Annotated in this window: 11 protein-coding genes; 8 read left to right on the plus strand and 3 right to left on the minus strand. The window is 72.2% G+C overall.

Going from position 1 to position 11,951, the window contains the following annotated elements:
- Positions 1–227 precede the first annotated feature (227 nt).
- Together ACUW6W_RS06710 and ACUW6W_RS06715 are read left to right on the plus strand one after the other, a co-directional pair.
- Positions 228–1,148 carry an ABC transporter ATP-binding protein gene (locus ACUW6W_RS06710; RefSeq protein ID WP_063190198.1) on the plus strand — a complete coding sequence of 307 codons (921 nt, stop codon included), beginning with the start codon at positions 228–230 and terminating at the stop codon, positions 1,146–1,148.
- Positions 1,149–1,194: 46 nt separating this feature from the next.
- Complete coding sequence (locus ACUW6W_RS06715; protein ID WP_060973830.1) at positions 1,195–1,902, plus strand: ABC transporter permease; 708 nt, start codon at positions 1,195–1,197, stop codon at positions 1,900–1,902.
- A 179-nt stretch (positions 1,903–2,081) separates the two neighbouring features.
- On the opposite strand, the gene ACUW6W_RS06720 is transcribed toward ACUW6W_RS06715, so the two are convergent.
- Positions 2,082–3,212 carry a VIT1/CCC1 transporter family protein gene (locus ACUW6W_RS06720; RefSeq protein ID WP_454180012.1) on the minus strand — a complete coding sequence of 377 codons (1,131 nt, stop codon included), beginning with the start codon at positions 3,210–3,212 and terminating at the stop codon, positions 2,082–2,084.
- Between the two features lie 105 nt (positions 3,213–3,317).
- Here ACUW6W_RS06720 and ACUW6W_RS06725 point away from each other — a divergent pair, with 105 nt between their 5' ends.
- Positions 3,318–3,737, plus strand: a complete 420-nt coding sequence (locus ACUW6W_RS06725; RefSeq protein WP_049147149.1) for a YidH family protein — start codon at positions 3,318–3,320, stop codon at positions 3,735–3,737.
- Between the two features lie 4 nt (positions 3,738–3,741).
- The gene (locus ACUW6W_RS06730) at positions 3,742–4,065 is read left to right on the plus strand and encodes a DUF202 domain-containing protein (protein WP_129043073.1); all 324 of its coding nucleotides are present in this window, start codon (positions 3,742–3,744) and stop codon (positions 4,063–4,065) included.
- A gap of 75 nt (positions 4,066–4,140) precedes the next feature.
- Here the strand turns inward: ACUW6W_RS06730 and ACUW6W_RS06735 are convergent, their stop codons facing one another.
- Both ACUW6W_RS06735 and ACUW6W_RS06740 read right to left on the minus strand, forming a co-directional pair.
- Positions 4,141–5,334 carry an alcohol dehydrogenase catalytic domain-containing protein gene (locus tag ACUW6W_RS06735; protein WP_454180014.1) on the minus strand — a complete coding sequence of 398 codons (1,194 nt, stop codon included), beginning with the start codon at positions 5,332–5,334 and terminating at the stop codon, positions 4,141–4,143.
- Positions 5,335–5,540: 206 nt separating this feature from the next.
- Entirely contained in the window at positions 5,541–7,049 is a 1,509-nt protein-coding gene (locus ACUW6W_RS06740; RefSeq protein WP_206450418.1) for a sodium:solute symporter family transporter, read from the minus strand.
- Between the two features lie 184 nt (positions 7,050–7,233).
- Here ACUW6W_RS06740 and ACUW6W_RS06745 point away from each other — a divergent pair, with 184 nt between their 5' ends.
- The 4 genes from ACUW6W_RS06745 to ACUW6W_RS06760 all read left to right on the plus strand — a co-directional run bounded on the left by ACUW6W_RS06745 (position 7,234) and on the right by ACUW6W_RS06760 (position 11,919).
- Positions 7,234–7,803 carry an XRE family transcriptional regulator gene (locus ACUW6W_RS06745; RefSeq protein ID WP_447340014.1) on the plus strand — a complete coding sequence of 190 codons (570 nt, stop codon included), beginning with the start codon at positions 7,234–7,236 and terminating at the stop codon, positions 7,801–7,803.
- Between the two features lie 73 nt (positions 7,804–7,876).
- On the plus strand, positions 7,877–8,893 hold the full coding sequence (gene speB, locus ACUW6W_RS06750) for an agmatinase (RefSeq protein ID WP_049145634.1): 1,017 nt from the start codon (positions 7,877–7,879) through the stop codon (positions 8,891–8,893).
- A complete protein-coding gene (locus ACUW6W_RS06755; RefSeq protein ID WP_356971024.1) occupies positions 8,890–10,608 on the plus strand; it encodes a thiamine pyrophosphate-binding protein in 1,719 nt (572 codons plus the stop codon). The genes speB and ACUW6W_RS06755 overlap by 4 nt, the downstream gene beginning before the upstream one ends.
- Before the next feature lie 258 nt (positions 10,609–10,866).
- Positions 10,867–11,919: a dioxygenase family protein gene (locus tag ACUW6W_RS06760; RefSeq protein ID WP_454180016.1), complete on the plus strand. Its 1,053-nt coding sequence runs from the start codon at positions 10,867–10,869 to the stop codon at positions 11,917–11,919.
- The last annotated feature ends 32 nt before the right edge of the window (positions 11,920–11,951 follow it).

Raw genomic sequence — 11,951 nt, forward strand, 5'->3', positions numbered from 1 at the left:
TGGCCCGAGGGCTCGCCTGGGTTCTTCTCGTCGATCATGGTCATGATTCTTACCGTTCCTCTCGGTACGGCTTACACAGACCATCTGACACGCCCACATCCACCCTTCCGTCACCGGCCCGCCCCGCACCAGTGACATAGCGTCATGCTTGCGCACCAAGTCTGTCATGCCGCGCAGTGACGTGACCTCACTGTCGGGGGCGGATCCCGGTTGGTTGTGTGGGGGACATGCAAAACACGACGCTTCTCCCGGCCCCCATCGCCGTCGACTCCTGCACGCAGACGATCGTCGAGATCCACGACCTCAGGGTCGACTACGGGGACTTCACTGCCGTCGACGGGATCGATCTCGAGATCCGACGTGGGGAGTTCTTCGGCCTGCTCGGCACCAACGGTGCCGGGAAGACCACCACCATCGAGGTCATGGAGGGTCACCGGGCCCCGACCGCCGGCTCCGTGCGGGTCCTCGGGCAGGACCCGAGCGACCGCACCCTGCGTCGTCGGGTGGGGATCATGCTCCAGGAGAGCGGGTTCGCCCCGGACCTGACCGTACGCGAGACCCTCGCGCTGATCGGTCGTCTGACGCGGCGGGACGACGACGTCGACCGTGTCCTGGACCTCGTGGACCTCCGCCGGCGTCGGGACACCCGGACCGGGCAGCTCTCTGGCGGCGAGAAGCGCCGCCTCGACTTCGCCACGGCGATCTTCGGCTCACCGGAGCTGATCTTCCTTGACGAGCCCACCACGGGGTTGGACATCGAGGCACGCGACGCACTCTGGCACGTCGTGGACCGGCTGCGTGACGAGGGCGCGACGATCCTGCTCACCACGCACTACCTCGAGGAGGCCCAGGAGCGGGCCGACCGCATCGCGCTCATGCACAGCGGCCGCATCCATCGGCAGGGGACAGTCGCCGAGCTCACCTCGGCCTTCCCCTCGACCATCAGCTTCCGGCTGAGTGGTGAGCCCACCGTCCCGTTCGAGGACGCGACGATCGCACCCGGCGGCGCGGTCACCATCCCCACCACGAACCTCCAGGAGGACCTGTACCGCCTCCTGGTGTGGTCCCGCTCCCGCGATGTGGAGCTCGAGGGCCTGAACGTCGGAGCCGAGGGGCTCGAATCCCTCTTCCGCGCCCTTAACGCCTGATCACACGTCCTCACGACCGACTCGACCACCACAAGAGGAGCCCGCAATGTTCGCCATCGCCCGCAGCGAGATGACACAGCTCGTCCGCAACCGCCTCGTCGCAGCCTCGTCGTTGTTCATCCCCCTCGCCTTCAGCGCGGTCCTGATCTTCAACCGCGAGAACTTCGGGGGCACCCCGGTGACGGCCGCTCTGATCCTGGTCACCGTGACCGCCATGGGCACCTACATCACGGCGACGACCACCCTGGCCTCCCGCCGCCAGAACCTGTTCCTCAAGCGGCTGCGCTCCACGTCGGCGAAGGACGCCTCCATCTTGAGCGGTCTCGTGCTGCCGATTGCGCTGGTGAACCTGGTGCAGGCCGGGGTCATCGTCGCGATCCTGTCGGTCGTCGGCACCCCTCCGGTGGGGGTCGTGGCCGTCGTGGCCGCCGTCGTCGTCCTGGAGTTGATGTTCGTGGGCGCGGCCATCGCGACGGCGGGTCTCACCAACTCCCCGGACCACGCGCAGGTGACCACGCTGCCCCTGTTCGTCGTCGCCCTCGGCGCCTCCATGTGGGTCGGTCTGACCGGCACGGAGGAGCTTGCCGGAGTCAAACGCCTGCTCCCCGGCGGTGCGGTGACCGAGCTGATCATCGAGGGATGGAGCGGCATGGCCCTCCACGAGGCCGTCAGCCTGCTGCTGCCGAGCCTCGCCTTCGTCGTGGCGGCGTTCGCCATGGCAAAGAGCACCTTCCGGTGGGAACCGCGTACCTGAGGCCCGCATGGTCACCACCTTCCGCTCCTCATGACACAGAGCAGAGCGACACTGCGACAGCGGGCCGGCCCACCGCTGTCGGTGCACTCATCGGGGCTCTGGAGGAACTGAGCCGCCGAGAGGACGGAGAGGACCGGACCCTCTTCTCGTGGCCGGGGCGCCAGACCGCCCTCCCCGCGTCAGCCCACGTTCGCGCCGAAGAGCAGGCCGAGCACGTACGTCACGGCAGCGGCGCCGAAGCCGATCGCGAGCTGGCGCAGGCCCCGAGCCAGCGGTGAGGAGCCGGACAGCAGCCCGACCACACCGCCGGTGAAGAGCAGGGCCACGCCCACCATCGCCGCCGCCAGGCCCAGGGCCCACAGCCCGGACATGCCGAAGATGTACGGCAGGATCGGGATGAGCGCGCCGGAGGCGAAGAACGCGAAGCTGGACAGGGAGGCGCTCCACGCCGAGCCGATCTCCGCGAAGGAGTCCGAGTGGTCCACCGGCCCCTGGGAGCCGTCGGGACGGGCGGAGAACTGCGGGTTGCAGTCGCACGTGAGATAGCCGAGGCGCTCGAGCGCGCGGTGCTCGGCGTCCTCGGGCGTCATGCCGCGGGCCAGGTAGACGAGCTTGAGCTCGTTGTGGTCCAGGTCCAGGTGCTGGGCCGCCTCGAGGGTGATCTGGGTGGGGGAGGATGCCTCGAGCAGCTCCCGCTGGGACCGCACCGAGACGTACTCGCCGGCCGCCATGGACAGCGCGCCCGCCAGCAGGCCGGCCACGCCCGTGAACAGCACGACGGACGGCGCCACGCCCGTCGCGCCGATGCCCATCACGAGCGCCAGGTTGGAGACCAGCCCGTCGTTCATGCCGAAGACGGCGGCACGGAAGTTGCCTGCCAGCTGCTCGCGACCCCGGGCGGCGAGGCCGCGCACGACCTCCTCGTGGATGGCCTCGTCCGCCACCATGCCCTCGGGGGCGTCCTGGTCCTCCGCGTAGGGAGTGTCCGACTCGGCGCGCTGGGCCAGGGCCAGCACGAACACGGAGCCGAAGATCCGCGCGAGCCAGCGCAGCAGGATGCGGTGCAGGGAGGGGCGCGGCGGGTTCTCGGCGTGCCCACCCAGGAGGGCCCGCCAGTGCTGTTCGTGGCGGCGCTCGGCCTCGGCGAGGCCGAGCAGGATGTCGCGCTCCACGCCGTCCTTGCGGGCGGCGATGTCGCGGTAGATCTGACCCTCGGCGATCTCGTCGGCGAGGTAGCGGCGCCAGCGTCGGACCTGTTCGCGGGTCGGCTCGGGGCGTGCCGCAGGAGTGGCGGTGTGGGCGGGGCTCATGGGGCTCCATCGGATGGGCAGGCGGAGACGGGCGCCGCCGCCGCGGACCACGGCGGCCGGGCGCGCGCCCGACCCGCCAGTCTACGCCGTCGCTACCATGGCCGCATGGACGCAGCAGAGACCCCCGACGGCCCCGAGGCCGCCGCCCACGACGGCGGCCGGCCGGCCTGGCAGCACCGCCTCCTGGCGGGCGGGGTGGAGCCGGACCCCCGGTTCACGCTTGCCAATGAGCGCACGTTCCTGGCCTGGGTCCGGACGGCGCTGGCGCTGCTGGCCGGCGGGGTCGCGGTGGAGGCGTTCACCGGCGCCCTCTTCGCGCCGCCGGTCCGGGTGGTGCTGAGCACGGTGCTGCTCGTCCTGGCGGCGCTGCTCGCCCTGGGCGCGGGTGTGCGCTGGCTCCGGGTGGAGCGGGCGATGCGCCGCGGCCGTCCGCTGCCGCTGCCGCTGATCGTCCCGGTCCTGGCGGGGGGCGTCGTACTGGCGGTCGTGGTGCTGCTGGCCGCCGTCGTCCTGCCGCGGGGCTGAGGCGATGCGTCTGCATCACGACCCGGGGCTGCAGCCCGAGCGCACCGTGATGAGCTGGGGCCGCACGGTCCTGGCGCTGAGCGTCCTCAGCCTCACGTTCCTGAGGTGGTGGCCGGCCGTCGGCGCGTGGGCGTTCGGGCCCGCGGTGGTGGCGGCCGTCGGCGGGGCGGCGGTGCTGGCCACGCAGCGCCGGCGCTACGTGGCGCAGGCGGACGGAATCGCGCGGGAGCAGGCCCGGCCGGCCCTGGCGTCGGTGGCCTGCATGGTCGCGCTGGTGGTGGGCTTGGCGGGCCTCGGGATCACCGCCACGCTGCTGCACGCGGCATGATCCGCGGACGACGACGGCGCCCCTGACCTGCGCGGGCAGGTGAGGGGCGCCGTCGTGCCTCCGGAGGCGGACCGCTCAGCGGGCGATCATGCCGTGGGGGTCGATGACGAACTTCTCCAGGGAGCCCTGGTCGAACTCCGCATAGGCCTGCGGTGCCTCGTCCAGGCTGATCACGCGCGGGTTGACCATCTCCGTCAGGTACGGCATCCGGTCCCACAGGATCGACATCATCAGCTGGCGGTTGTAGCGCATGATGGGCGCCTGGCCGCCGATGATGTGGGGCGACTTGATCCAGGCCTTGCCGAAGTCCACCGGGAAGGTGCCCTCCTGCTCGGCCTTCGTCTCCGCGATCGGGTTCGGCCCGTAGATGCCGATGATGCCCGTGGCGCCGCCCGGACGGGTGATGTCCAGGACCTGGTTCACGGCGGCGATCGGCTGCATCTCATCGGACGCGGAGCCCAGGCCGTGGGCCTCGGAGCCGACGCAGTCCACCGCGCAGTCCACCATCGGCTCGCCGAGGATGTCGTTCACGGCGTCCTGCAGGTTCTCCGTGGCGGAGAGGTCGATGGTCTCGCAGCCGTGCTTGCGCACCAGTTCCAGCCGCGAGGCGTCCTGGTCGCCCACGATGATGCACGAGGCGCCCAGCAGCCGAGCGGCGGCCGCGGCGCACCGGCCCACAGGGCCGGCGCCGGCGATGTAGACGGTGGAGCCGGGCTTGGCGCCGGCCGACATGAGACCGTGGAACGCCGTGGGCAGGATGTCCGAGAGCACGGCGAGATCCAGGATCTTCTCCATCGCCTGCTCCTGGTCCGGGAAGCGCAGCAGCTGGAAGTCGGCGTACGGCACGAACAGGTACTCGGCCTGCCCGCCCTGGAAGCCGCCCAGATTGAAGCCGTAGGCGGCGCAGGCCTGGTCCGGGTTGGCGGTCTCGCAGATCTCGGTCCGGCCGGCGCGGCAGTTGCGGCAACGGCCGCAGGCCACGTTGAACGGCACGGAGACGAGGTCGCCCTCCTGCAGGAACTGGACGTCGCTGCCGACCTCCAGCACCTGGCCGGTCATCTCGTGACCCAGCACCATGCCCTCGGGGGCGGGGAAGGACCCGCGGTAGATGTGCAGGTCGCTGCCGCAGATGTTGGTCGCGATGATCTTGAGGATGACACCGTGCGGGGCGGCGGAGCCGTCGGGCATCTCCAGCTTGGGGAAGTCCAGCTCGTCGACGCGCACGTCCTTGATGCCGTGGAATGCCACGGCGCGGTTCTTGGTGGTCATGAAACTGTTGCCTTTCTGTCTCCAGCGAGGCCCCAGGTGGGGCGAGAGACGGGGCGAACCCGAGGGGGAGTCCCGGTCTCAGGCTGTACGGAGACACTAGGGGCCGGGGGGAGCCCGCGGGAAGGGTCGCCCGCCGCCGCCCGCCGCACCACGTGGCCTCGGCCATCGTGTGGGCGTCGGAGGATCACAGGCCCCGGGAGCGTGGGTCAGACCTGCGCTCGGACCGCGGGGTCGACGCCGTGGCGGGAGCGCACCCGCCAGGCCTCGAGGACCGCGGGGTCGGTGGGCCGGGTCATCAGGCTGAGGAGGACGTACACGACGGCGGAGGCGGCCAGACCGACGTAGATCGGCTCGTTCGCGAAAACACCCTCGAAGGGCTCGGCCGCGTTCAGCTCGAGCCAGCCCATGGTGCCGAGGGTGCCCACCGTCCCGGCCACCATGGACCACAGGGCCGCCGTGCCGGTGCCGCGCTTCCACACGAGGCCGCCGACGATCGCGACGAACAGGCCGCCCACGAGGATGTCGTACGCGATGGTCAGGGCCGCCACCACGTCCGGGACGACGATCGCCAGCCCCAGCACGACGGCGCCGAGCAGCAGCACCCAGCCGCGGTTCGAGGCGAGCTCCGCCGCGGTCTCCGGAGCCTGGTCCTCGGCGGTGGCGCCGTCCTCGGACGCGGCGGCCTCGCCGCGGAGGATCGGGAGGATGTCGGTGCGCATCACGGTCGAGGCCGCGATGATCGCCCCCGAGGCGGTGGACATCATGGCCGCGACGGCGGCCGCCAGGGCCACGCCGCCCACGCCGACGGGCAGCAGGTTCTGGGCGACCCACGCGAACACGTCGTCCGTGGCGGCGATGTCCGCGGTCACGGTGCGCGCGGCCATGCCGATCACGGCGCCGGCGACGCCGTACCCGATGCAGTACAGCCCCGCGGTGGCGCCGCCGATCTGGGCCACGCGCGGGGAGCGGGCCGTGAACACGCGCTGCCAGACGTCCTGGCCGATCAGCAGGCCGAGGGTGTAGATCACGAAGTAGGTGACGATCGACTGCACGCCGATCCCGTCCCAGCTGAAGAACTCGGCGCCCAGGCGCTCCTGCATGGCGCTCCAGCCGCCGGCGTTGGCCAGGGAGAGGGGGAGCATGAGGGCGAACAGGCCGATGGTCATGATGAGGAACTGGGCCATGTCCGCCAGGGTGATGGACCACATGCCGCCGAGCACGGAGTAGGCCAGCACGATGCCGCCGCCCACCAGGACGGACAGCCAGCGGTCCCAGCCGAAGAGCACCACGAAGATCGACGCGTAGGCGCCCGTGGAGGTGGCGGCGAGCATGAGCGTGTAGGCGAGCATCACGAACGAGGAGGCGTGCGAGGCCCCGCCGCGGCCGTACCGCAGGCGGAGCATCTGCGAGACGGTGTAGATCTTCAGGCGGGCCAGGATCGGGGCGAACGCCACCGACAGGATGAGCACGCCGACGCCGATGGCGGCCACGAGCCACGCGCCGGAGAGCCCGAACTCGTACCCCAGGCCGACGCCGCCCACGGTGGCGGCGCCGCCGAGCACGACGGCGGCCATGGTGCCGGTGAACAGCACCGGCCCGAGACGGCGGCCCGCCACGAGGTAGTCCTCCGAGCTGGCGGCGCGGGCCTTGCCCCACCAGCCGAAGGCGAGCATGCCGACCAGGTAGACGGCGACGATGGTCAGGTCGAGGGTCACGGGCGGTCCTTGGGGCGAGGGGATCCGGGGCGCCGGATGTGGGGGCGCCGCGGCGGGACAGGAGTGATCGGCGTGTTGCCGATCACACGATCCGGGTCTACGGTAAACACATGTTGCTTATCAGACAACATGTCGTCCAGGGGGACATCGGCGATGTCGCCTGGCCGACGTCGGGAGGAGCGCGATGAAGGCCCTCCCGCTCGAGACCGCGCCGGGCCAGGCGCTGATCGGCCGTCGGCTGCGTGCGCTGCGCGAGGCGCGGCGGCTCACCGTGGCCCAGCTGGCCGAGGCGGCCGGCGTCAGCAAGGGCTTCCTCTCCCGCCTCGAGCGGGACCTGACGAGCCCGTCCGTGAGCACGCTCGTGACCCTGTGCCAGGTGCTCGGCGCGAGCCCGGGCGACGTCCTGGACGCGCCCGAGGTGACGGTCGTGCGCCTCACCGACGCCCCCGCGGTCAGCCTCGGCGGCGAGGGCATCCGCGAGCGCCTGATCACCCCGCGCGGCAGTCGTGACCTGCAGATCCTGCGCGCTGACATCGCGCCGCGCGGCCGCGGGGAGGCGGAGCTGTACACCGTGGACTGCCGCGTGGAGGCGGTGCACGTGGTCACCGGCCGCCTCGAGCTGCGGACCACCGAGGCCGTGCACCTGTTGGAGGAGGGGGACACCGTCACCTTCCCCGGCCGCGAGCCTCACTCGTGGGCCAATCCGGACGACCGCCCCGCCGTCGTGCTGTGGACCCTCGTGGGCCACGCGTGAACCGTGCGACACGCCCGCGCCGGACAGACCAGACCGACCAGACCGAACCGAACCGCCCAGAGAGGACATCCAGATGCTCGAGATCCCCCGCGTCGAGGACAACGGCCGCCTCGGCCCCGTGAACTCCGCCCTCGTGCCCCGCTACGGCGGCACCCCCACCTACGCGCTGCTGCCGCGCCTGGACGAGGCGGCCGCGGCCGGCGTCGCCCCGGAGATCAAGGTGGTCGGCGTGCCGTTCGACGCCGGCGTCTCCTACCGCCCCGGTGCACGCTTCGGGTCCGGCCACGTGCGGCAGTCCTCGCGGCTGCTGCGCCCGTACAACCCCGCCACGGACACCTCGCCCTTCGCGCAGGCCCAGGTGGTGGACGCCGGGGACATGGCGGTGAACCCGTTCGACATCGGCGAGGCCATCGAGGCGATCCAGCAGGACGCGATGGACCTCACCGAGGACGGCTCCTCGCTCATGACCATCGGCGGCGACCACACCATCGCGCTGCCGCTGCTGCGCGCCGCCTCCGCCCGGGCGGGCGAGCCCGTTGCCCTGCTGCACTTCGACGCCCACCTGGACACGTGGGACACCTACTTCGGGGCCGAGTACACCCACGGCACGCCGTTCCGCCGCGCCGTGGAGGAGGGGATCCTGGACACCGAGGCCATCTCGCATGTGGGCACGCGCGGTCCGCTCTACGGCAAGAAGGACCTCGACGACGACCACCGCATGGGCTTCGGCATCGTCACCTCCTCGGACGTGTTCCGTCAGGGCGTCGACGAGATCGTGGACCAGCTGCGCCAGCGCATCGGGGGCCGGCCGCTCTACATCTCGGTGGACATCGACGTCCTCGACCCCGCGCACGCGCCGGGCACGGGCACCCCCGAGGCCGGCGGCATCACGAGCCGCGAGCTGCTCGAGATCCTCCGCGGCCTGCGCGGGCTGGACATCGTGGGCGCGGACCTGGTGGAGGTGGCCCCGGCCTACGACCACGCCGAGCTGACCGGCGTCGCCGCCTCCCACGTGGCCTACGACCTCATCTCCCTGATGGCCGACCGCCGCGCCACCCGCGCGGCCGCCGGTGAGGAGCCGGGCCGATGACGGACGAGCAGACGACGACGGCGGCGGCCCCGCGGCGCAACGGCGGCGACCTCGCCGTCGAGACGCTCCACGCCCTGGGTGCACGGACGGTCTTCGGCATCCCGGGCCAGCACGCCCTCGGCCTCTTCGACGCCCTGTCCCGCTCCCCGCTGGAGTTCGTCTCGAACCGCGTGGAGAACAACGCCGCCTTCGCCGCGGACGGGTACGCCCGGGCCACCGGCGAGGTCGGCGTCCTGTTCCTGTCCACCGGCCCGGGCGCCCTCACCTCGCTGGCCGGCCTGCAGGAGGCCTACGCGACCGGTGTGCCGATGCTCGTGATCGCCTCGCAGATCCCGCTGTCCGGGCTCGGTGCCCGGCGCAAGGGCATGCTGCACCAGCTGGACGACCAGAAGGCCTCGGCCCGCAACGTCACCAAGGCCCAGTTCACGGTCCACCACGCCTCGGGCATCCCGTCCGCCATCCAGGACGCGTGGGCCGAGGCCATCACCGTGCCGCAGGGGCCGGTGTGGGTCGAGATCCCGCAGGACGTGCTGCTCGGCGAGGTCATGGTGCCCCCGGTCGAGGACGCCCTGGCCGTGCCCTACGACCACCCGCCGCGCGCCGAGCTCGTGGCCGAGTCCGCACGCTGGCTGCGCGGGGCCGGGCGGGTGGCGATCGTGGCCGGCGGCGGCGTGCGCCGCTCCGGCCGGGCCGCGATGGAGAGCCTGCGGGAGGTCGCGGAGCTGCTCCAGGCACCCGTGGTCTGCTCGCCGGGCGGCAACACCGCCTTCCCGTGGGAGCACCCGCTCAGCCTCGGCGGCTGGGTGGAGGACCGCCTCGTCACAGACCTGCTCGAGGACGCGGAGGTGCTGCTCGTGGTCGGCTCCTCGCTCGGCGAGGTCACCTCGAACTACTTCACGCTCGAGCCGCGCGGCCGCCTCATCCAGGTGGACGCGGAGCCGCGCGTGCTGGAGACCAACCACCCCACGCTGGGTGTGCGCGCCGACGCCGGCCAGGCGCTCGAGGCGCTCGCCGCGGCGCTGCGCGAGTCGGGCTCGGTGGCGCAGGACGCCGCCGTCTGGCACGGCCGCACCCCGGCCGAGGTGGTCGCCGACGTCAACGCACGGATCGGCGCCCGGCTCGATGCCCAGAACCTCGGCGTGGAGCGCCGGCTCCTGGCGGACATCCGCGCCGCCGTCCCGTCGACCATGCAGACGTACTGGGACATGACCATCGCCGCCTACTGGGCGTGGAACTGCTGGGACGCGCAGGACGGCGAGTTCCACTCGGCGCAGGGTGCCGGGGGGCTCGGCTACGGGTTCCCGGCCGCGTTCGGCGGCGCGGTGGGCCTGGCCCACCAGGGACGCACCGGGATCGACGGGCGCGTGCTCGCCGTCGCCGGCGACGGCTCGGCGATGTACTCCCTCGCCGAGCTCGCGGCCGCCAAACAGCACGGCGCGGCGGTGACGTGGCTGATCATCGACGACGGCGGGTACGGCATCCTGCGCGAGTACATGGAGGGCGCGTTCGGCAAGGCCACGGCCACCGAGCTCGACCGGCCGGACTTCCAGGCCCTCGCCGCCTCCTTCGGCGTGCCCGCCGAGACGGTGGGAGTGGAGGACGTGCGCGGCGCGCTCGAGCGCGCGTTCCAGGCGGACGGGCCGAACGTCGTCGTGGTGCAGACCCGCCTGGCGATGTGGGCGCCGAGCCACCTGGGGGAGGCCCCGGAGGTCTGACGCGGCCCGGCGCCGGAATCGCTGACTCGACCCTGAGAGTGTGCGCCACCTTTCCAGGTGCATGTTTTAGCAACGGAGCTGGACCGGCAGGTAGTTGAGGCGTCGACCGAGGCGCCGGCGGTCCCGCCCGTGTCAGAAACCGCCCAGGAGATGTCCTGGAACCATCCCGCCGATCTCACGAAAACGTCCGGCATCCGTTGCCATGCTGGCCTCTCGACGCGGCCCGCCACCCGGCGGGCGCCCCACGAGAGGAACTCCATGGCCCCCGGGCTCCCGACCCGCTCCCGCCGTCCCTTCCCCCAGGTCACCGAGGGAGACGAGGCCCCCGCCGTCACGCCCACCTTCGAGGGCCGGGCCTTCCATCGCCCCGCCGAGGACGTCGAGGACCAGGGCGCCGCCTTCGACGTCGGCACGCTCGTCTCCCGCCGCAACGCGCTGGGCATCTTCGGCGCGGGGGCGGGAGCCCTCGTCCTCGCCGCGTGCGGTGTCCAGGAGGGCGCCTCGTCCTCCTCCGGCTCGACGTCGGCGAGCGCCGGCTCCTCGTCACCCGCGGCCTCCTCCTCGTCGGCGGCGAGCGCCTCGCCGTCCGCCACCCTGACCGAGATGGTCACCGAGACCGCAGGCCCGTACCCGGGCGACGGCTCCAACGGCCCGGACGTGCTCGACGCGTCCGGCATCGAACGTTCCGACCTGACCACGAGCATCGACACGGGCACCGCCGCCGAGGGCGTCCCGCTGAGGGTGACGATGAACGTGATTGACATGGCCAACGGCGACGCCGCCATGACCGGCGCCGCCGTGTACCTCTGGCACGCCGACGCGCAGGGCCGCTACTCGATGTACTCGGACGGCATCACGGAGGAGAACTACCTGCGCGGCGTCCAGGTGGTGGGCGACGACGGCACGGTCACCTTCACCACGGTGTGGCCCGGCTGCTACGCCGGCCGGTGGCCCCACCTGCACTTCGAGGTGTTCCCGGACAAGGCGTCCATCACGGACGCGACGAACAACGTCCTCACCTCCCAGATCGCCATGCCCGAGGAGCAGTCCGCGCAGGTCTACGCCACCTCGGCCTACGACGGGTCCACGGAGAACTTCGCCGACGTCAGCCTCGAGACGGACAACGTCTTCTCGGACGGCTACGAGACGCAGCTGCCGCAGATCACGGGCTCCGTGGAGAAGGGCTTCGCCATCACCATCGACGTCCCGATCGACACCACCACTGAGCAGGAGCAGGGCGGGATGGGCGGGCCCGGCGGTGGCCAGCCCCCGGCGGGCGGCGAGGGCGGCCAGCCCCCGGCGCAGCCCTGAGCCCGGCGGACGTGGGCTGAGCCGTCCGGCTC

The organism is Micrococcus sp. 093350064-1, from assembly GCF_053627955.1.

What these genes read in the sequence shown, in the direction of transcription:
- ACUW6W_RS06725 (WP_049147149.1), top strand. Translation starts at nt 3,318, where the DNA reads ATGGACGCAGCAGAGACCCCCGACGGCCCCGAGGCCGCCGCCCACGAC.
- ACUW6W_RS06715 (WP_060973830.1), top strand. Translation starts at nt 1,195, where the DNA reads ATGTTCGCCATCGCCCGCAGCGAGATGACACAGCTCGTCCGCAACCGC.
- ACUW6W_RS06760 (WP_454180016.1), top strand. Translation starts at nt 10,867, where the DNA reads ATGGCCCCCGGGCTCCCGACCCGCTCCCGCCGTCCCTTCCCCCAGGTC.
- ACUW6W_RS06745 (WP_447340014.1), top strand. Translation starts at nt 7,234, where the DNA reads ATGAAGGCCCTCCCGCTCGAGACCGCGCCGGGCCAGGCGCTGATCGGC.
- ACUW6W_RS06710 (WP_063190198.1), top strand. Translation starts at nt 228, where the DNA reads ATGCAAAACACGACGCTTCTCCCGGCCCCCATCGCCGTCGACTCCTGC.
- ACUW6W_RS06730 (WP_129043073.1), top strand. Translation starts at nt 3,742, where the DNA reads ATGCGTCTGCATCACGACCCGGGGCTGCAGCCCGAGCGCACCGTGATG.
- speB (WP_049145634.1), top strand. Translation starts at nt 7,877, where the DNA reads ATGCTCGAGATCCCCCGCGTCGAGGACAACGGCCGCCTCGGCCCCGTG.
- ACUW6W_RS06720 (WP_454180012.1), bottom strand. Translation starts at nt 3,212, where the DNA reads ATGAGCCCCGCCCACACCGCCACTCCTGCGGCACGCCCCGAGCCGACC.
- ACUW6W_RS06755 (WP_356971024.1), top strand. Translation starts at nt 8,890, where the DNA reads ATGACGGACGAGCAGACGACGACGGCGGCGGCCCCGCGGCGCAACGGC.
- ACUW6W_RS06735 (WP_454180014.1), bottom strand. Translation starts at nt 5,334, where the DNA reads ATGACCACCAAGAACCGCGCCGTGGCATTCCACGGCATCAAGGACGTG.